Source organism: Phytohabitans sp. LJ34 (genome assembly GCF_052068095.1).
Taxonomy (GTDB): domain Bacteria; phylum Actinomycetota; class Actinomycetes; order Mycobacteriales; family Micromonosporaceae; genus Phytohabitans.
Genome location: NZ_JBQHDG010000001.1, coordinates 85,387 through 103,871, shown reverse-complemented (window position 1 = coordinate 103,871; position 18,485 = coordinate 85,387). Strand labels below are relative to the sequence as shown.

The following is an 18,485-nucleotide window of genomic DNA, read 5'->3' as shown; positions in this document are numbered from 1 at the left end:
CACTCCTTATCTCTCTACATGTAGCTTGACTACTTATCTGGGCGCGCGTCCACGTTCTCGGGGCCAATTGGGGGTCCCTTCCAGGGTTACTTGCGGGTAACATCTGGTGCATGTCCATCGACGCGCAGGCCGTTGGAGCCGGGATGCTCCAGGCGGTGCCGTTCGCCCGCACGCTCGGCTTCGAGTTCGTCGACGCCGCACCCGACGGCGACGGCGGCGTCCGCACGGTCGTCCGCCTGCCCGACTCACCCGCGACGCACAACCACGTCGGTGGCCCGCACGCCGGCGCCATCTTCACGCTCGGCGAGACCGCGTCCGGCGCGGTGGTGCTGGCCGCGTTCGCCGACCTGCTCGACCGGGCGGTGCCGCTGGCCGTCCGCGCCGACATCGCGTACAAGCGGCTGGCGCTCGGCGCCATCCGCGCCACCGCCCGCCTGGGCCGCCCGGCCGCCGAGGTGGCCGCCGAGCTGGAGGCCGGCACCCGCCCGCAGTTTCCGGTGCTGGTCGAGATCGCCACCGAAGACGGCGAAACCACGGCCGAGATGACGGTGATCTGGACGCTGCGACCACAGCGCTGAGTACCGTGCAGGCGTGACCGACCCGCTCGAGAAGGCGCGGCAGATCGCCGACGACGTGCTCTTCCCCGCCGCGCTGGAGGTCGACGCCACGGGCGTCATCCCGGCCGGCCACCTCGACCTGCTGGCATCCGCGGGCCTCTACGGCATGGCCGGCCCGCCCGGCGTGCCGGACGCGCCGATGATCGTGGAGTCACTGGCCAGCGGCTGCCTGGCCACCACGTTCGTGTGGATGCAACATCACGGTGCGGTGCGGGCCGTGGCCGACAGCGCACAGCCCGACCTGATCGAGGAGTGGCTCGACCCGCTGTGCCGCGGCGAGCGCCGGGCCGGCGTCGCGCTGGGCGCCCTCCGCCCCGGCCCACCCTCGGTGCGCGCGACGCCCGTCGACGGCGGCTACCGGCTCGACGGCACCTGCCCGTGGGTCACCGGCTGGGGCATGATCGACGTCTTGCTCACCGCCGCCCGCGACGACGCCGAGACGGCGATCTGGTCCCTCGTGGACGCCGTGCCCGGTCCGACGCTGGCCGCGCGGCCACTCGACCTCGTCGCCGCGAACGCCGCCACGACCGTCGAGGTCACCTTCGACGGCCACTTCGTGCCGGCCGAGCGGGTGACCACCACCCTCCCGTTCGCCGAGTGGGGCGCGCGTGACGCCGCCGGCCTGCGGATGAACGGCTCCTTCGCCCTCGGCGTGGCCGCCCGCGCCACCCGCCTGCTCGGCCCGACCTCGCTGGCCGCGGAGCTGGACGCGTGCCGCGCCGCGCTCGACGCCGCCACCCCCGAGACGCTGCCGGCCGCGCGTGCGGCGGCGTCCGCGTTCGCGATGCGCGCGGCGACCACGCTGACGGTGGCAAGCGGCGCGCGGTCTGTCCTTCGCGACCACCACGCCCAGCGCCTGGTCCGCGAGGCGATGTTCCTGCTGGTCTTCGGCTCCCGCCCACCGATCAAGTCCGCGCTGCTCGACCTGCTCTCCCCCGAGATCCACCCGTCCTGACGTCTCGTCGATCAGGGACTTGGGGGCCCTCCACCAAGTCCCTGGCCGACTCCAGGTCCAGCCCCGATTCATACATATTTGAGCTACCGCGATGTCCGCTGTGGCCCGGACCGCTGCTCCCGCGGCCTCACCCGTCCGCCGCTGGTCACGCTCACGCCTACGCTGTCGAGCTGCCTCGTCTGTGCGTCCGGGTCGACAGCTTCCCAGGCCGACGGGCCGCGGTCCGTGGGGTGTGCGGGATCCCTTTGCTCTGCACCCCGGGAGGAAACCGGTCGGGCGGTTCAGCCGCATGGGCGTGGGTGGCGACTATGGGGGTGCGGAGCAAAGGCGATCCGCGCGCACACCCGTCTCCTGCCCGGCCCCGGTGGCCGGGCAGGGCGTCCGGCGTGAGCGTGACCAACGGCGGACGGGTGAGGCAGCGGGAAATGCACCCCAAGAAAACGCTCCGCTGCGCTCCACGTTTCCCCGGGGGCCCCGCGCAGCGGTCTGGACCACGACGGGCGCCGCGGTAGCTCACATCTGTATGAATCGGGGCTGGACCAGAGTCGGCCAGGGACTTGGTGGAGGGCCCCCAAGTCCCTGATCGACGAGACGTCAGAAGAGGTTGGCGATGGTCTTCAGGATTTCGGCGTAGAAGTTGCCCTCGATGCTGCGGAAAAGCGCGAAACCCTCGTTCGGGCTGCCGAAGAACGGCCGCAGCGTCCAGGCGAGCTGGGTGCCCACGAAGCCGAACAGCATGATCCAGATGTACAGCAGGGTCATGCTCGCCGGACGCTGTCCGTCGCGCGGCGGCGGGTGGTGCGGGCGCGGGCCGGCGTTGGCGAAGATGGGGCGCGACGCGGGGTCCCATGCCGGCGTGGTCATCGGCGGCGGCGGTGGCAGCGGCGCGCTGACCACAGTGGACGCCGCACCGCCGTTGACGGCGCTGGTGGCAGGCACGGCTGTCGCGGGCACCGGCGTGGCGGGCACCGTGGTCGCGGGCACGGCGGAGATCGGCGTGGCCGGCACCACCTCCGCCGGCACCGGGGCCTGCGCGGGAGCCGCCGGCGCGGCCGCGAGGGTGGGGGTCGCGGGAGCGAGCAGGCCGTGCTCGTTGAGCACCTGCATCCCACCGGTCAGGAAGCGCAGACCGACCAGCGCCGACAGGGTCAGGATCGCCACGTTGAGCAGCTTGAAGAAGCCGTAGTCAGGCGCCGTGATGAGGAAGAAGAGGCTGATCGGCGCGAACGCCACGGCCAGCATCGCGGTGACCGTGATGGCCACCATCACCATCGCGAGCGCCTGCCGCACGGACAGCCGCGCACCGAAGACCAGGTTGAACAGGTAGAGCGTCGGCAGGCAGATCGCCAGCGTGACGAGGAAGAGCAGCGGCAGCTTGACCGCCGACGTGAGGGCCATCAGGACACTGTGGAAGGCGCCCAGCACCGCGCCGTAAAGCGCGAGCGCGATGGCGGAGCTGGCCAGCATATGGCGGGTCAACTGGCCGAGCTCCCGCTCATCGACGATCTGCTGCCAGATGCTCTGCCGGTCGCGCAGGATGCGCTCGATCACGAGCAATCCAGAACCGTAGCGGACATCCGCTGACGGTAGGGCAGCGGGTGTGACTACCGCCACCCCACATCGATCCGATCGCCACGCTCGTCGAAAAAGTGCAGGGCGTCCATCCGCACCGAAATGGCGAGCGGGTGCCCCGCCGACACCGCGGGGTAGGGCGCCAGCCGCACCGCCAGCTCCGCCGGGCGGCGATGGTGGCGGCCGGGGTCGCTCAGCACGCTGGTGCGGCTGCCCTGCCCGGTGGCCTCGGGTCGCGCCGCCTCGCTGGTCGCGCGGCCGGTAAGGCGCTGCATCACGTGGCCGAAGCGGCGCAGCCGGCTGCCACCGTTGGCGCCCTCGGTCTCGGTGACCGGGCCGCCCAGGTCGTCGACGAGGATCGCGGTGGCGCCGATGTCGAGGAACGCCAGCGACTCGTGCCCGTGGTGCTCCAGGTAGCGGATGCGTCCCTGAAGCACGTCGCCCGGCGTGCCCGGCGCCACCGGCGTGAGCGCCTCCGCCCGCATGCCGACCACGATGCGCTCACCGTGGTAGTGCGCGACCGCCCGCGCCCGGATGTCGTCCCACGGCAGGTAGAGGGCCTGCTCGCCGAGGTTGAGCGCGACGTACCGGTCGAGGTGCACGTAGACCGACGCCTCCAGCAGGTTCATCCGGGGGCTGCCCAGGAACGCGGCGACGTAGAGGGTGGCCGGCCGCCCGTACACCTGGGTGGGTGTGCCCACGTCCTGGAGCACGCCCTTGCGCATGATCGCGACGCGGTCGGCCATGGTCAGCGCCTCGGCCTGGTCGTGCGTGACGTAGATCGTGCTGACGCCCAGCTCGCGCACCAGCCCGGAGATCTCCGCCCGCAGCTCGGCGCGCAGGCCACTGTCTAGGTTGGACAGTGGCTCGTCCATCAGGAACAGGCCCGGCCGGCGCACGATCGCCCGGCCCATCGCCACCCGCTGGCGCTGGCCGCCGGAGAGCTGGCTGGGCTTGCGGGCGAGGACGTCGCCAATGCCGAGAGCGCTCGCCACGTCGGCCACCCGCTCGCCACGCGGCAGCTGGTCGACGCCGGAAAGACGTAGAGGAAAACCAATATTCTCCCCAACAGTCATGTGGGGATATAGCGCGAAATCCTGGAAAACCATCGCGATTCGCCGGTCGCGTGGAGGAAGATCATTGGCGAGCTCGCCGTCTAGCAAGATCGCTCCGGTGGTGGGGTCTTCCAGCCCGGCGACCATGCGGAGCACCGTCGACTTGCCACAGCCTGACGGGCCCAGGAGCACCATAAATTCGCCGTCGTTAACGTCAAGACTGACGTTGTCGACCGCGACTGTGCCATCTGGGAAAACCTTGGTGACGTCCTTGAGTGCGACGGTGGTCACCGTCACCTCCCCGCAGCTTCGTTGCCGGCCCCCGAATAGGTAACTGTGACGATCGTTACGGCTTCAGCCCATCGGGTAAACGTGCCATGTTCGTGGTGTGACAGGGTGATTACTGCCCAGTTCAGCCGAGTTTTTCCGTACCCCCGGCTATGGGACACCAAACCGGCAGGAATGACGCGTCAGCGCCCTGCCGCGCCGTAACTCCACGTACGCCACGCGTCGACCACCACGAGCGCCGCAAGGTACAGGCCGAGCATCGCGAACGCGGCGGAGGCCGCCCCGGCGACCGCGCCGACCACGAGCACCACCGCCCGGCCGTCCCAGCCGAGCCCCAGCTTGTGCAGCGGCGGCCCCTCCACGCGCTTTTCCAGCCGGGTCGTGAAGTCGCAGTGGTGCAGGGCGAGCGCGGCCAGCAACAGGTAGACGACGGGCAGCGGCACCTCGTACGCCACACCCGCCGCGACCACGAACAGCAGCTCCGCCGCGCGCAGCGCCGCCGGCACCAGCCAGTCCAGCGGGCCGTCGTGCGCGTGCCACGCACCCAGCGCGGCAGCCAACACCAGCGCCCCAAGCGCCACGACGGCCAGGTCACTCCCGCCGGACCGGGCCACCACCAGCGCCGCCGCCGCACCGGCCGCTCCGAGCACGGCCGCGGCCAGCGGCGGGACCGACCAGCGGCGCAACAGGTGGGCGGCGGCACCGTCGTCGCGGTACAGCGTCGGGTCGGCGGAGGCGAAGACCGGCACCCGCATCGACAGCGCGCGTGCGGTGCGCAGGACCAGCGTGTACGCGGCCGAGAGCACGGCGCAGACCAGCACCGCCACCAGCGCCACCCGCTGGTCGAAGAGCGCGACGCACACCGCGATCACGGCCCACCGGGCGCCGGTCGGAAACAGCGCGGTCTGCTTGAGCCAGTACGCCGGCGAGCCCTGGTCGGACTGCACCCGGTGGGAGAGCCGGCCCAGCCGCCCGGTCGAGGGTGTGGCACGCGCCGCCGCCTCGTCGTGCAGCGCCAGGTACCAGGTGTCGCTCTGCCGCCGCACGGTGATCAGCAGCAACACGCCGACGGCGAGCGCCCACCCGTCACCCTGCGCCCCGACCGCCAGGCCGGCGAAGACCACGGCCTCCTTGACCCGGTCGGCCATCGTGTCCAGCCACCCGCCGAAGGGGCTAAACCGCCGCGTGTACCGCGCGAGCTGGCCATCGACCCGGTCGAGCACGAAGCCGAGGTAGAGCATCGCCGCGCCGAGCAGCAACGCCGGCCGCCCACCCGCCCAGAACAGCAGCGCGGCGGCCGCCACGAACGCGACCGAGGCAGCGGTGACCGTGTTGGGCCCGAGGCCGACCCGCGCCGCCCACCCGGTCAGCCGCGGCGACCAGGAGCTGACCAGATAGGTGGCGACGAGGTCGTCGCGCTCCCGCACCGCCAGCCGCAGCTCCACCTCTTCCGGCTGGATCTCGGCGATCGTCGCCTGCGCGGCCGCGCGGGCCACGCCGTCCCGAGCGCGGGCCGCGACGAGCTGGCGCACCCGCTGGCTGAAGACGGTGACGCCCACGCCACGCAGGGACGCAGGCAGCGCGTCGAGGCCGACGCCGACCCCGCCGCGCGCGGCGGCCATCAGGTCGGGCAGGTCGGGCGGGTCCACCCGCAGGGCACCGCCGAAGGCCGCGTTGGGCTCGCCCGGCACCAGCCGGCCGCGCTCCTCGCGGACCCGCTCACCGCGCGACCCGGACCCGGCCTCGACCACCAGGGCCACCGTCGAACCAGCCGGGTTGGTGGCCAGGTGCCGCAGCACGGCGGTGTGCGCGACGAGGTCGTCGGCACAGATCAGCAGCGGCTCGTCGGACGTGCTCGCCATCCCGGCCAGACCGGCGAGGTCCGGCACCGCCACGACCTTGTTTACGCCAGCGGCGCGCAACTGCTCCGAGATGGGCCCGGCGGTCAGCTCCAGCCCGGAGGTGACGATGACACCCAACATCGATGAGCCGCCCTACCCCAGGAATTGACGCCGGCCAGGTTAGCAGCCACCAGCCAGGTCAGGGAAAGCCCTCAGCCGCTGTTCAGGGCGGGGTCCGCCGCGCTGCGGAGGCGGGTGGGCCGGGCCGCTCATACCGTGGATACATGAGGACGAAACTCGTACGACCCCGAGACAACCGGATGATCGCCGGCGTGTGCGCCGGCCTCGGCCGCCGCTTCGGCATCTCGCCGAACGCGATGCGCCTGATCTTCCTGATCTCCTGCCTGCTCCCCGGCCCGCAGTTCGTCATCTACATCGCGCTGTGGATCATCATGCCCAACGAGGAGCGGTACGCCACGACGTACTAGACGATCTTTTTCCAGATTTGAGCTACCGCGATGTCCGCGGTGGTCCGGACCGCTGCTCCCGCGGCCTCACCCTCCGCGCTTCACAACCCAACCCAGGCCCGCCGAACACACACCGACGAGCATGTGCGGCTCCCACCGCCCGTCATTGTGGGATCCACGCCTGTGTCGACGGGTCCCATGCGCCGGTCGCTGTCGCGTCGAGGATCGGGTCGAAGATCTGGCTGGCGAGGTGTACGGCCGTGTCGTAGTCCGGGATAGGGCCGGGTGCTTCTGCTGCGGCGCGTGGGTAGCGTGCGGCCCAGCCGGCCGGGTCAGGCAACGTGAATCGTTCGGGAAGATCGAGCCTGCGCAGTGCCGCGTTGGTGACGATGGCGATGCGCAGCGTTTTGGCCCCGGTGGTCTGCGTGGTGGCGATGATCGCGATGTCGACGAGGTCCTTCACCCGGCTACTGCTGGCTGGCTGTCCGTCCCGGGCGTACGTGCCGAAGATGGCGCAGAGCTTGTCTGCAAGGTGGTCGGCGACCGGGAAGACGCGGTAGTGCGGCCGGACGAGCCCTTCTATGTCGAGTGGTGTCAGTGGCGCGACGACGTCTGGTGTGCCGGTCATCGCGGTGCCCACGACAACGTCGATGTGGAAGGTCGCGGACGGCGTCGGGCCGAGTCGTGCGTTGAGGTACACCCGGGCTCCCTTGGCCTCCTCTTGGAGTGGCATGACTCGGGTGATGTCGAAGTCGAAGTGATCGCCGAGGTCGATGCGGAGCGCGGTCTGGAGCGCGTCGAGAGCGTCGTCGACATCGGCGTCCGCGGCGTTGAAGAAGACATCGACGTCCTTGCTGTGCCGGGCCGTGGCGAGCCGGGCCAGGAGCGCTCCTGCGCCCTTGAGTACCCACCGGTCGGCGTCAGCGGAGCTGAACAGTCGGGCGAGGGCGCGGTCATAGGCGAACTGGCGCTGGAGTTCGTCGACTGAGTAGCGTCGGTCCGTACGCGCGATCTGCCCGAAGCGGTCCTTGAGTGCTTTCCTGAACGCCGAGGGCGTCTCGTACTGGAACTTTGTCCCGGTCACGACGGATCCGTTGTGCCGACGAGTATCCGAAGAAACTCTGCTGGGTCCGAGTGACCGTAGGCCACCGCGTACGGCTCGATGGCTGCCTCGAGCGCATCTCCGCGGAGGAGGCCCCGTTCGAGCGCATCCCGTGCGACTTGAGCCACCGCCGATTCGTCCTCGTGGTCGCTGAGCAGATCGTCTATGAGCCCCGGCACGGTACGCACCGGCAGCCCGCCCCAGACCTCCCAACTCTTTGGGGCAATCTTCGAACGCACACGCAGTTTGATGTCGCTGCGCCGAGGACGCAGCCGGGTGGTGGCGTAGAACTCGTGCTCATGTGGAATCAGGTCGCCGAGTCGCCGCAGGTGTGCCGCGCTGCGATGGCTGATGACCACGTCCGGGATAGCGGTGCGTTCATGCCATGATTTGGCACCGCCGAGTTGCAGCCAGGCCGCTCGCAGCGGGTCGAGGTCGGGGTCTTCGGGCACGCCCGTGAGCCGGTACACGCGTGTGGCCTGATCAGCGACGGCAAGCGTCCCGTCATCGACCAGTCGGCTCAGATCCTGACGCGACACGCCAACACGCCGAGCCTGTCCAGCGGTGATCATGCCCCATTGCTCACCAGCAACCTGGCTGATCGAAGCCAGGGCAGTACGCCTAGACATGGAGCGATCGTATCAATAGTGCGACGAACGCTCCGACTTCACGTTCGTCCTCGCGCGACCTGGTCAGGCGTTGGTGGAGGCGAACTCGCCGGCCGGGCTCACCACGGGTGAGTTGACCCGGCGCAGGCTCAGCAGGCTGGAGAAGAGGCCGGCGAAGATCACGGTGACGCCGACGCCGATGCAGGTCGACGAGGGCAGCACCACGCGGAGCGCTTCGCCGAGGTCTTGGGCGCCGAAGCCGCGCGAGCCCCAGGCGGAGAACGCCAGGATGCTGCCGGCGAGGCCGATCAGCACGAGCAGCACGCCGACCGCCGTACAGGTCTCGAGCCGGATCAGGCGGATCCACCGGTCGGACTGGCGCTCGCTGGTGATGCCTTCGTTGTGCCCATAGATCAGGGCGAACGCGCCGAACATCAGCAGCTGGGTGCCGACGAGCATGGCCAGGCAGGTGTAGACGAGCGTGTTGATGTCGAAGCCGACGCCGGCCACTCGCAGGGGGCCGACGGTCAGGATCGACGTGCCGATCAGGCCGAGGACGAACATGATCGCGCCGGGCCAGATCAGCGTCTTGCGCGGCGCGAAGACCAGCAGGAACCGCAGGTGGCGCCACCCGTCACGCCAGGTGCGCAGGTGTGGCGGGCGGCTGCGGCCGTCGGGCTGGAGGGTGGTCGGCACCTCGACGATGTCGTAGTCGTTGAGCGCGGCGCGCACGACCAGCTCGGAGGCGAACTCCATGCCCGGCATGCACAGGCCCAGCTGGCGGATGCGGTCGCGGTTGAAGCCGCGGATGCCGCAGTGGAAGTCACCCACGTGGCTCAGGCTCTTGCCGAACAGGCGACGTCCGAGGAAGGAGAGCACCGGGTTGCCCAGGTAGCGGTGCAGCGGGGGCATGGCGCCGGGCGCGATGCCGCCGCGGAACCTGTTGCCCATCACCAGGTCGTGGCCGGCCCGGAGCTCACGGATGAACGGCTCAAGATTGGACAAGTCGTACGAATCGTCCGCATCACCCATGATGATGTACTTACCGCGCGCCTCGGCGATGCCGTTGAGCAGCGCGCCGCCGTATCCGCGGACCGGCGCGTGCGAGACCCGGGCGCCGGCCTTGATCGCGATGTCCTGCGAGCCGTCGGTCGAGCCGTTGTCGCTGACCAGCACCTCGCCGACCACGCCCAGGTCGTCGAGCGCGCGGCGCGCCTTGGTCACGCAGACCTCGAGCGTCTCCGCCTCGTTGAGGCAGGGCAACAGGACGGTGACCTCGATGTCGACGTCGTCCTTCGCCACGGTGCTGGCCACAGGCATACTCCCGGTCACAACGCTGATTGTCCTTGCCGGCGCACTCTACGCGCGATGTTTTGATCCTCGCCCGGCGCGTCGCCAAGCGCAAAGGCTCGCGCCACCCGCATGAGGATAGCGGGTGGCGCCGCGACCGCACCCGCCGCTATGCGGCGGTATAGGTGACCTTGACCTGTGTGTAACCGAGTGATCGCAGCAGGCCTTCAAGCATCTTGCGGGTGTTTTCCTCGGCCCGCTGCACGAGGCCGCTGTCTCGCGCGGCCCCGGTGATCCGCTCCTGGGCCAGCTGGTAGACCTCCTGCTGGCGGTTTGGATCACCGCCGAACACCTCACCGAGCCTGTTGAGCAGGCCGCGCTCCTCGGCGAAGACGTAGCTCTTTTCCAGGTCGAGCGAGGCCTCGGTGAGCTGCGGCCCGGGCAGCGTGACCTCGGCCGACGTGCGGTCGGCGGACTCGACGATCGCGCCGTCGCCGATCTTGCCGAAGTCGACGTAGGCCTCGACCCGGCCCGCACCGACGAAGAGCGTGCGCTGGTTGACCAGGAAGTCCGGCACGTACTTGCGGTCTTTTTCGAGGTCGATGACGACCTGGAAATTGCCCTCCGCGGCCACGTAGCGGCTCAGATCCTGGATGGACTGAAGCAGCGGCGGCTGGCTGCGGTCTTTGGTCTCCTGGGCGAACGGGTTACGCCAGCTCGGCCACAGCCCGACCGCCTGGACGCTGAGCACCAGGACCACGATCAGCCCGACCGCGCCGGCCAGCCAGAACAGGGCCCGGCCGCGGCGCGCGCGGGGTGTCTCGGGCGTGGTCTCCTCGTCGTCGTGAAACCGCGGGTCGGGCCGTGACTCCTCCGCCGTGGCCTGACCCTTTCGATACTCGGAAAACTCGCTGGTCGGGTGGTCCATGTCCCGATCACCGTCCTCTTGAGACTGGGCTTAAGAGACCCTTAAGAGAACGGTACGGCCCGGGTGCGACACTCGCACGTTCAGCCGAACGCCGACAGGCCGGTCAGCTTTTGCCCGATGACAAGTTGATGGATCTCGGAGGTGCCCTCGTAGGTCAGCACGCTCTCCAGGTTGTTGGCGTGGCGGAGCACCGGGTACTCACCGCTGATGCCGTTGGCGCCGAGGATCGTGCGGCACTGCCGGGCGATCGCGAGGGCCTCCCGCACGTTGTTGAGCTTGGCGACGCTGACCTGCTCGGGGCGGACCTTGCCGGCGTCGGCGAGGCGGCCGAGGTGCAGCGCCAACAGGTATCCCTTTTGCAGCTCGACCGCCATGTCGGCGAGCTTGGCCTGGGTCAGCTGGAAGGCGCCGATCGGCCGGCCGAACTGCTCCCGCGACACCGCGTAGTCGAGCGCCGTGTGCAGGCACTCCCGCGCCGCGCCCAGCGCGCCCCAGGAAATGCCCTGGCGGGCCTCGGTCAGGCAGGACAGCGGGCCTTTCAGCCCCTCGACCTCGGGGAGCACGGCGTCGGCGGGCAGCCGCACGTCGTCGAGCACCAGCTCACCGGTCGAGGAGGCGCGCAGCGACATCTTGTGCTGGATCTCGCGGGCAGTGACGCCGGGTGAGTCCATCGGCACGACGAAGCCGCGCACGGCCTCCTCGGCCCGCGCCCAGACCACCGCCACATCGGCGACCGGCGCGTTGGTGATCCACATCTTGGTGCCGCTGAGCAGCCAGTCATCGCCGGAGCGACGGGCCCGCGTCGTCATCGACGCCGGGTCGGAGCCGTGATCGGGCTCGGTGAGCCCGAAGCAGCCCAGCGCCTCGCCGGCGGCCATCCGGGGCAGCCACTGCGACTTTTGCTCGGCACTGCCGAAGCGCCAGATCGCGTACATGGCCAGCGAGCCCTGCACCGAGACCAGCGAACGCACGCCCGAGTCGCCCGCCTCGAGCTCCAGGCAGGCCATCCCGTACGCCACGGCGGAGGCGCCGGCGCAGCCGTATCCGGTCAGGTGCATGCCGAGCAGGCCGAGCTTGCCGAACTCCAGCGCGAGGTCGCGGGCCGGCACCTGCCCCCGCTCGTACCACTCGGCGACGTGCGGGCGCACCAGGCTGTCGACGACCTTGCGCACGACGGCGCGGATCTGCCGCTCCTCGTCGGTGTGCAGCGAGTCGACGTCGATCAGGTCGAGCGGCAGTGCGCGCATCAGGTCAGCACCAGCACTCGGGCGTGGATCTGGTTGCGCTGCTGAAGGGCCGCGCGCAGCGCCCGGTGCAGGCCGTCTTCGAGGTAGAGCCCGCCGTTCCACTGCACGACGTGCGGGAACAGGTCGCCGTAGAAGGTCGAGTCTTCGGCGAGGAGCTTGTCGAGGGCGAGCTCGCGCTTTGTCGTGATGAGCTGGTCGATCCGGATCGGCCGTGGCGGGATCTCCGCCCACTGCTTCAGCGTCAGACCGTGGTCGGGATACGGACGCCCGTCCCGAACCGCTTTGAAGATCACGACGGCACGCTCCCCTCCCATGTCGCCGTACCGTTCTTACCTGTGCCGGCTCTTACCGGTGTCGACCGCATGCCAGCCTAGCGACCGGCGCCGACACCTCGGTTTGTTCCCTGATGTCGGCTATATTGCACGCTGTCCAGTCCAGTGCCCACGGTGGATGACCTGGTCGGGTGGCCGCCGGCCGCGCTTGAGCGACGGCGAGCGGCGGTCCGGGGCCGGATAGCCGACCGTGATCGCCCCGATCGGGGAGAAGTCCGCCGGCACCCCGAACTGCTCCCGGTACGCCGCGATACGCGCCGGCGGGATGCCGAAAAAGCACGCGCCCAGGCCCTCGTCGACGGCCGTGAGCAGCATCAACATGCTCGCGAAGCCGGCGTCGATGTCCCAGTACGGCGCCGGCCAGCGGCCCGGGTCGCGGTCGGTCCAGCCCTTGTCCGGCTCCGCGTACCGGTCGAGGTACACCGACCGGTTGGAGTGCGCGACCACGAGCAGCGGGGCGCGGCGCATGCCGGCCAGCCAGCCGGTCATCGCCTGCCCCTCGGGTGTCGTGGTGGCCCAGAACCGCTCCCGGTCGGCGGGCTCCTCCAGGACCAGAAACCCCCAGCCCTGGGAGAATCCGGCGGACGGCGCCCGGGTGGCGTGGGCGAGCAGGCGGTCGACCACCTCGGGCGGCACCGGACGGTCGGGGTCGTAGTTGCGAACCATCCGCCGGCGCCGCACGACGTCGCGGAACTCCACCCCGGCTCAGCCGCCCGCGGACGGCGTGATGCCCCAGGTGCCGCTCCAGGTCTGGCCCGGCTCCAACACGACGAGCCCACGCCCGGAGCGGAACGCGTCGGGCACGCAGGTCATCGGCTCGATCGCCACCGCGCGGCGGAACCGGTCGCCGGTGAGCGTGTCGCTGCTGAACACCTGCCACCAGCCGAACGCGGCGTCGCCCCAGATCGTGACCGCGTGCTCTCCATCCGATGTGGACAGGGTGACGGCGGAGCCGCCGTCTTCGCGCCGGTCGACGTCGCCGAACGCGGTGTCCAACACCGTGGTGCCGATGCGGCGCGGCTCGGTGAAGTCGAACTCGGTGCCGGCCACCTTCTGCGCGCCGATCGGCAGCAGCCGGCCGTCGACCAGCACGCGGCTGCGGGCCGGCACGCGCAGCAGCAGGTCGTCGGCGCGGGCGCCGGGCAGGCGCAGGTAAGGGTGGACGGAGAAGCCGAACGGGCACGGCTCGTGGGCGGCGTTGGTGACCGAGTGGGTGACCCGCAGCCCGTCCCCGCCGACCCGCCACTCGGCGCGCAGCCGCAGCGGCCACGGGTAGCCCGGCTGGGCCGGCATCGCGCACTCGATCGTCACCGCGTCGGCCGAGCGCTCGGCCAACGTCCAGGGCTGCCAGTTGACCAGGCCGTGGATCGCGTTGTTGCGGATCGGCTCGGTGATCGAGAGCTGGAGCTGCCGCTCGCCGAAGGTGTACTGGCCGTCACGGATCCGGTTGGGCCAGGGCGCCAGGATCTGTCCGGCACAGCCCGGCGGCAGCTCGTCGTCGCCGTACCCGTCCACGTAGTCGACCCCGCGCCACCGGTAGTGCCGCAGCCCTCCGCCGACCTCGACCACGACGGCCTCGTGGCCTTCGGCCGCGATCGTCCACTGTGCCCCGGAGAGCGGGGTCCTACCGTTGTCCATCGGCTGACGATATCTGGTAGCGCAGGAGCGCGGGGAAGGCCAGCACCAGCACCAACGCCAGCACCGCGGCCGCGAACCCGCCGCCGGCCCAGGCGAGCGTGACGCCCCACGGCCCGGCCATCGCACCGGCCCGCAAATCGCCCAGCCGCGGACCACCGGCGACAACCGTGATGAACACCCCCTGAAGGCGCCCCTGGAAGCGGTCCGGCGCGTACGTCTGGAGGATCGACTGGCGGTAGACCGCGCTCACCAGGTCGGCCGCGCCAGCGAAGGCGAGCAGCAGCACCACCAGCCACAGGTGGCGGGCGAAGCCGGACACTCCGACCGCGATGCCCCAGGCGACCACCGCGGCGGTCAGCGCCACGCCCTGCTTGCGGACCCGGCCGATCCAGCCCGATGTCAGCCCGCCGATCACCGAGCCGATCGCGATCGCGCTGTAGAGCCAGCCGACCGCGGCGCCGCCGCCGAACCGGTCCTCGGCCACCTCGGGGAACAGCGCCCGCGGCATGGCCAGCACCATCGCGATCAGGTCGATGGCGAACGAGAGCAGCAGCACCGGCGTGGTCGCCAGGTAGCGGATGCCGTCCACGACGCTGCGCAGCCCCATCGTGGCCCGCTCGACGCCGGGCGGGATGGCTGGCAGGCGCAGGGTGGCCCAGAAGGAGATGGCGAAGAACAGGGCGTCCACGCCGTACGCGATGGGCAGCCCGGTGTCCGTGCCGAAGGTCCCGAAGATCAGGCCCGCGGCCAGCGGCCCGACCACCGCGCTGCCGCTGGTGGTGGTGAAGCTGAGCGTGTTGGCCGCCGGCACGAGCTCCGGCCCGACCAGCCGCGGGATGATCGCCTGCCGGGTCGGCGAGCTGATCGCGAACGCGATCGTCTGCACCGCCACCAAGCCGAGCAGCAGCAGCGGGCTGCCCACCTGAAGCAGCGCCTGCACCAGCAGGCCGCCGGTCGACGCCCACATCAGCGTGGAGCTGGCCAGCAGCAGCCGGCGGCGGTCGACCGCGTCGGCCACCGCGCCGCCCCAGAGGCCGAAGACCATCAGCGGTACGAGGCCGGCGACGCCGAGCAGGCCCACCCAGAACGAGTCTTCGGTGATCGCGAACATCTCGACCGGCACCGCGACGGCGGTGAGCTGGAAGCCGAAGAAGGAGACCGCGTTGCCGAGCCACATGCGCCGGTACGCGGGAACGCTGAGCGGTCGGACGTCGATCGCCCAGCGCCGGGGGTGGCGACCGCCGGTCCGAGGAGCGGAGCGACGAGGGCGGCGGAAGCCGGCCGCCCGGCGCGCCCAGCGAGCGAAGCGAGCGCGACCAGCAGAGCGCCGGGTGAGGCTATCCGTCAAGGGGCCAGCCGCTCGATGGTCCACACTCCCTCGTCGGTGCGGCGGTAGCGCAACCGATCATGCAACCGACCGGTGCGGCCCTGCCAGAACTCGACGGTGTGTGGCGCGACACGCAGCCCACCCCAGTGCTCGGGCGCCGGCACCCGCTCCGGAAACCTCCTCTCGGTCTGCTCGTACGCCCGGTCCAGCGCGGCCCGGTCGGGCACCACCTGGGACTGCGGGCTGGCCCAGGCGCCCAGTTGGGACTCGCGCGGGCGGGTGGCGAAGTACGCCTCGGTCTCCGCGCGGGTCACCCGGGTCACGGCGCCGCCGACCACGACCTGGCGGCGCATCGCGAACCACGGGAAGACCACGCTGGCGTACGGGTTGGCGGCCGCCTCGGTGCCCTTGCGCGACTCGTAGTTGGTGTAGAAGACCAGGCCTCGTTCGTCGTACCCCTTGAGCAGCACGGTGCGGGCGCTGGGCCGGCCGGCGGGGTCGGCGGTGGCGACGATCATCGCGTTCGGCTCGGGCAGGCCGGCGTCGACCGCGTCGGCGAACCATCGATCGAACTGGGTCCACCAGTCGGGGGCCAGGTCGTCGCGAGAAAGCGCCTTCCCGGTGCCGTAGTCGCGACGCATGTCAGCGGGCTCGGGTGTGTCTGCGATCACGGCCCCATCCTCTTGGCGCGAGGGGTAACCCCCCGTTAACTCGGCGGAAAAGGGATGATGTCGCATGTACCACAAGACCCAGCACTCGCAAACTTAGTTACCCACCAGGCAAGATGGCACGCAACCTGCCGCGGCCACCCCGTGGCTTGGCGATAGCAGATCCGGGAGAGCGAAATGTCCGACTTCAAGCCGGGACTGGAAGGCGTGATCGCCTTTGAGACCGAGATCGCCGAGCCCGACAAAGAGGGCGGCGCGCTACGTTACCGCGGTGTCGACATCGAAGATCTGATCGGTCAGGTCTCGTTCGGCAACGTCTGGGCGTTGCTGGTCGACGGTCGATTCGGGCCCGGGCTGCCGCCCGCCGAGCCGTTCCCGGTGCCGGTGCACTCCGGCGACATCCGGGTCGACGTGCAGTCGGCCGTGGCGATGCTCGCGCCGTACTGGGGGCTTTCCCAGCTGCTGGACATCTCCGACGTGCAGGCGCGCGAAGACCTCGCCCGCGTGTCGGTCACCGCTCTGTCGTTCGTCGCCCAGTCGGCCCGCGGGCTGGGCCTGCCGGCCGTGCCGCAGAAGGAGATCGACAAGGCCTCGACGATCGTCGAGCGGTTCATGAAGCGGTGGCGCGGCGAGCCCGACCCGCGGCACGTCAAGGCCGTCGACGCGTACTTCATCTCCGCCGCCGAGCACGGCATGAACGCCTCGACGTTCACCGCCCGGGTCGTCGCCTCCACCGGCGCCGACGCGGCCGCCTGCATCTCGTCCGGCATCGGCGCGCTCTCCGGCCCGCTGCACGGCGGCGCGCCCTCGCGCGTGCTGCACATGATCGAGGCCGTGGAGCGCAGCGGCGACGCCGAGGGGTACGTCAAGGGCGTGCTCGACCGCGGCGAGCGGCTGATGGGCTTCGGCCACCGCGTCTACCGCGCCGAAGACCCGCGGGCCCGCGTGCTGCGCCGCACCGCCAAGGAGCTCGGCGCCCCACGCTTCGAGATCGCCGAGGCGCTGGAGAAGGCCGCGCTGGAGGAGCTGCACAACCGCAAGCCCGACCGGGTGCTGGCCACCAACGTCGAGTTCTGGTCCGCGGTGGTGCTCGACTTCGCCGAGGTGCCCTCGCACATGTTCACGTCGATGTTCACCTGCGCGCGGATGGGCGGCTGGAGCGCGCACATCCTGGAGCAGAAGGGGCTCAACCGGCTGGTCCGCCCCTCCGCGACGTACGTCGGCCCGGCACCGCGCAAGCCCACCGACGTCGAAGGCTGGGACACCGTGCCGCACGGCCTGTAGAAGATCACGGGCGGCGTGCCCTTGCTTACACTCCGGCGGGCCGTATCCCGGCCCGCCGGAGTTCGGTGGAAAGATGTCCGCCGTGGCTGACACACCGAGCATCCGGATCCCCGACGACCTCAAGCCCGCCGACGGCCGCTTCGGCTGCGGGCCGTCCAAGGTGCGCCCCGAGTCCGTGTCGGCGCTGGCCGGCGTGGCGACCACCTACCTCGGCACCTCCCACCGGCAAAAGACGGTCCGCGACCAGGTCGCGCGGCTGCGCCGGGGCATCGCCGAGTTCTTCTCCCTGCCCGAGGGCTACGAGGTCGTCCTCGGCAACGGCGGCACCACCGCCTTCTGGGAGGTGGCGACGTTCGGGCTGATCCGCGACCGGGCCCAGTTCGCCAGCTTCGGCGAGTTCGGCGCCAAGTTCGCCGCCTCGGTCAAGGCCGCGCCGTTCCTCGGCGAGCCGACCGTGCGCAAGGCCGACCCGGGCTCGGCGCCCACGCTCGAGGCCGAGGCCGGTGTCGACGCCTACGGCACCCCGCACAACGAGACCTCCACCGGCGTGGCCGTGCCGATCAAGCGGGTGGCCGGCGCCGACGACGACGCGCTGCTGCTCGTCGACGCCACCTCCGGCGCCGGCGGCCTCGACGTCGACGTGCGCGAGAGCGACGTCTACTACTTCGCGCCGCAAAAGTGCTTCGGCAGCGACGGCGGTATCTGGATCGCCCTGATGTCCCCGGCCGCGCTCGCCCGGGCCACCGAGATCAAGCAGTCGGGCCGCTACATCCCGGGCTTCCTCGACCTGGTCACCGCGATCGACAACTCGCGGCTGGAGCAGACCTACAACACGCCCGCGTTGGCCACGATCTTCCTGGCCGCCGAGCAGACCGACTGGATGCTCGGGCAGGGCGGCCTGTCCTGGGCGGCCAAGCGCACAGCCGAGAGCGCGGCGATCGTGTACGGCTGGGCCGAGCGCTCCAGCGTCGCCACGCCGTTCGTGAGCGACCCGGCACTGCGCTCCAACGTGGTGGCCACTGTGGACTTCGCCGACGGCGTCGACGCCTCGGCCATCGCGAAGGTGCTGCGGGCCAACGGCATCGTCGACACCGAGCCCTACCGCAAGCTTGGCCGCAACCAGCTGCGCGTGGCGCTCTTCCCGGCCGTCGAGCCGAGCGACGTCGACGCGCTGACCGCCTGCATCGACTACGTGGTCGAGCGGCTCTGACGGGTGGCGGGCCGCGCGACATGCCGCGTGGCCTCCCCCCGCGGCAGGTAGATTGC

Annotated in this window: 18 protein-coding genes; 5 read left to right on the top strand and 13 right to left on the bottom strand. The window is 70.8% G+C overall.

Annotation, left to right across the window (positions count from 1 at the left end; all coding sequences use genetic code 11):
• Positions 1-110: 110 nt before the first annotated feature.
• A complete protein-coding gene (locus tag ACTMTJ_RS00505) occupies positions 111-578 on the top strand; it encodes a DUF4442 domain-containing protein (protein ID WP_441213970.1) in 468 nt (155 codons plus the stop codon).
• 13 nt (positions 579-591) lie between these two features.
• Entirely contained in the window at positions 592-1,572 is a 981-nt protein-coding gene (locus tag ACTMTJ_RS00500; protein WP_441213968.1) for an acyl-CoA dehydrogenase family protein, read from the top strand.
• Positions 1,573-2,166: 594 nt separating this feature from the next.
• Here ACTMTJ_RS00500 and ACTMTJ_RS00495 read toward each other — a convergent pair.
• The 3 genes from ACTMTJ_RS00495 to ACTMTJ_RS00485 all read right to left on the bottom strand — a co-directional run bounded on the left by ACTMTJ_RS00495 (position 2,167) and on the right by ACTMTJ_RS00485 (position 6,469).
• Positions 2,167-3,123, bottom strand: a complete 957-nt coding sequence (locus tag ACTMTJ_RS00495; protein ID WP_441213966.1) for a hypothetical protein — start codon at positions 3,121-3,123, stop codon at positions 2,167-2,169.
• Positions 3,124-3,176: 53 nt separating this feature from the next.
• On the bottom strand, positions 3,177-4,490 hold the full coding sequence (locus tag ACTMTJ_RS00490) for an ABC transporter ATP-binding protein (protein ID WP_441213965.1): 1,314 nt from the start codon (positions 4,488-4,490) through the stop codon (positions 3,177-3,179).
• A 179-nt stretch (positions 4,491-4,669) separates the two neighbouring features.
• A complete protein-coding gene (locus ACTMTJ_RS00485) occupies positions 4,670-6,469 on the bottom strand; it encodes a CDP-alcohol phosphatidyltransferase family protein (RefSeq protein ID WP_441213963.1) in 1,800 nt (599 codons plus the stop codon).
• Between the two features lie 143 nt (positions 6,470-6,612).
• Between ACTMTJ_RS00485 and ACTMTJ_RS00480 the strand changes: the two genes are divergently transcribed.
• The gene (locus ACTMTJ_RS00480; protein WP_441213961.1) at positions 6,613-6,816 is read left to right on the top strand and encodes a PspC domain-containing protein; all 204 of its coding nucleotides are present in this window, start codon (positions 6,613-6,615) and stop codon (positions 6,814-6,816) included.
• A 142-nt stretch (positions 6,817-6,958) separates the two neighbouring features.
• On the opposite strand, the gene ACTMTJ_RS00475 is transcribed toward ACTMTJ_RS00480, so the two are convergent.
• From ACTMTJ_RS00475 to pdxH, 10 genes are all read right to left on the bottom strand, one after another.
• Complete coding sequence (locus tag ACTMTJ_RS00475) at positions 6,959-7,879, bottom strand: nucleotidyl transferase AbiEii/AbiGii toxin family protein (protein WP_441213960.1); 921 nt, start codon at positions 7,877-7,879, stop codon at positions 6,959-6,961.
• The gene (locus ACTMTJ_RS00470) at positions 7,876-8,526 is read right to left on the bottom strand and encodes a type IV toxin-antitoxin system AbiEi family antitoxin domain-containing protein (RefSeq protein WP_441213959.1); all 651 of its coding nucleotides are present in this window, start codon (positions 8,524-8,526) and stop codon (positions 7,876-7,878) included. The genes ACTMTJ_RS00475 and ACTMTJ_RS00470 overlap by 4 nt, the downstream gene beginning before the upstream one ends.
• A 63-nt stretch (positions 8,527-8,589) precedes the next feature.
• Positions 8,590-9,819 (bottom strand): glycosyltransferase family 2 protein, encoded by a 1,230-nt coding sequence (locus ACTMTJ_RS00465; protein ID WP_441213958.1) that lies wholly within the window; start codon positions 9,817-9,819, stop codon positions 8,590-8,592.
• A 145-nt stretch (positions 9,820-9,964) separates the two neighbouring features.
• A complete protein-coding gene (locus ACTMTJ_RS00460; RefSeq protein WP_441213956.1) occupies positions 9,965-10,723 on the bottom strand; it encodes a DUF4230 domain-containing protein in 759 nt (252 codons plus the stop codon).
• 80 nt (positions 10,724-10,803) lie between these two features.
• On the bottom strand, positions 10,804-11,970 hold the full coding sequence (locus tag ACTMTJ_RS00455) for an acyl-CoA dehydrogenase family protein (protein ID WP_441213955.1): 1,167 nt from the start codon (positions 11,968-11,970) through the stop codon (positions 10,804-10,806).
• A complete protein-coding gene (locus ACTMTJ_RS00450; protein WP_441213953.1) occupies positions 11,970-12,263 on the bottom strand; it encodes a type II toxin-antitoxin system VapB family antitoxin in 294 nt (97 codons plus the stop codon). The genes ACTMTJ_RS00455 and ACTMTJ_RS00450 overlap by 1 nt, the downstream gene beginning before the upstream one ends.
• Before the next feature lie 120 nt (positions 12,264-12,383).
• The gene (locus tag ACTMTJ_RS00445; RefSeq protein ID WP_441213952.1) at positions 12,384-13,001 is read right to left on the bottom strand and encodes a nitroreductase family protein; all 618 of its coding nucleotides are present in this window, start codon (positions 12,999-13,001) and stop codon (positions 12,384-12,386) included.
• Between the two features lie 6 nt (positions 13,002-13,007).
• Positions 13,008-13,940, bottom strand: a complete 933-nt coding sequence (locus ACTMTJ_RS00440; RefSeq protein ID WP_441213951.1) for an aldose 1-epimerase family protein — start codon at positions 13,938-13,940, stop codon at positions 13,008-13,010.
• Positions 13,927-15,156 (bottom strand): MFS transporter, encoded by a 1,230-nt coding sequence (locus ACTMTJ_RS00435; RefSeq protein WP_441214473.1) that lies wholly within the window; start codon positions 15,154-15,156, stop codon positions 13,927-13,929. The genes ACTMTJ_RS00440 and ACTMTJ_RS00435 overlap by 14 nt, the downstream gene beginning before the upstream one ends.
• 128 nt (positions 15,157-15,284) lie before the next feature.
• Complete coding sequence (gene pdxH / locus ACTMTJ_RS00430) at positions 15,285-15,908, bottom strand: pyridoxamine 5'-phosphate oxidase (RefSeq protein WP_441214472.1); 624 nt, start codon at positions 15,906-15,908, stop codon at positions 15,285-15,287.
• Between the two features lie 204 nt (positions 15,909-16,112).
• On the opposite strand from pdxH, the gene ACTMTJ_RS00425 reads away from it, so the two are divergent.
• Both ACTMTJ_RS00425 and serC read left to right on the top strand, forming a co-directional pair.
• On the top strand, positions 16,113-17,219 hold the full coding sequence (locus ACTMTJ_RS00425) for a citrate synthase 2 (RefSeq protein ID WP_441213950.1): 1,107 nt from the start codon (positions 16,113-16,115) through the stop codon (positions 17,217-17,219).
• Positions 17,220-17,301: 82 nt separating this feature from the next.
• Positions 17,302-18,429 carry a phosphoserine transaminase gene (gene serC / locus ACTMTJ_RS00420; RefSeq protein WP_441213949.1) on the top strand — a complete coding sequence of 376 codons (1,128 nt, stop codon included), beginning with the start codon at positions 17,302-17,304 and terminating at the stop codon, positions 18,427-18,429.
• Positions 18,430-18,485 lie beyond the last annotated feature (56 nt).

What these genes read in the sequence shown, in the direction of transcription:
- ACTMTJ_RS00505 (WP_441213970.1), top strand. Translation starts at nt 111, where the DNA reads ATGTCCATCGACGCGCAGGCCGTTGGAGCCGGGATGCTCCAGGCGGTG.
- ACTMTJ_RS00485 (WP_441213963.1), bottom strand. Translation starts at nt 6,469, where the DNA reads ATGTTGGGTGTCATCGTCACCTCCGGGCTGGAGCTGACCGCCGGGCCC.
- ACTMTJ_RS00480 (WP_441213961.1), top strand. Translation starts at nt 6,613, where the DNA reads ATGAGGACGAAACTCGTACGACCCCGAGACAACCGGATGATCGCCGGC.
- ACTMTJ_RS00470 (WP_441213959.1), bottom strand. Translation starts at nt 8,526, where the DNA reads ATGTCTAGGCGTACTGCCCTGGCTTCGATCAGCCAGGTTGCTGGTGAG.
- ACTMTJ_RS00460 (WP_441213956.1), bottom strand. Translation starts at nt 10,723, where the DNA reads ATGGACCACCCGACCAGCGAGTTTTCCGAGTATCGAAAGGGTCAGGCC.
- ACTMTJ_RS00455 (WP_441213955.1), bottom strand. Translation starts at nt 11,970, where the DNA reads ATGCGCGCACTGCCGCTCGACCTGATCGACGTCGACTCGCTGCACACC.
- ACTMTJ_RS00440 (WP_441213951.1), bottom strand. Translation starts at nt 13,940, where the DNA reads ATGGACAACGGTAGGACCCCGCTCTCCGGGGCACAGTGGACGATCGCG.
- pdxH (WP_441214472.1), bottom strand. Translation starts at nt 15,908, where the DNA reads ATGCGTCGCGACTACGGCACCGGGAAGGCGCTTTCTCGCGACGACCTG.
- ACTMTJ_RS00425 (WP_441213950.1), top strand. Translation starts at nt 16,113, where the DNA reads ATGTCCGACTTCAAGCCGGGACTGGAAGGCGTGATCGCCTTTGAGACC.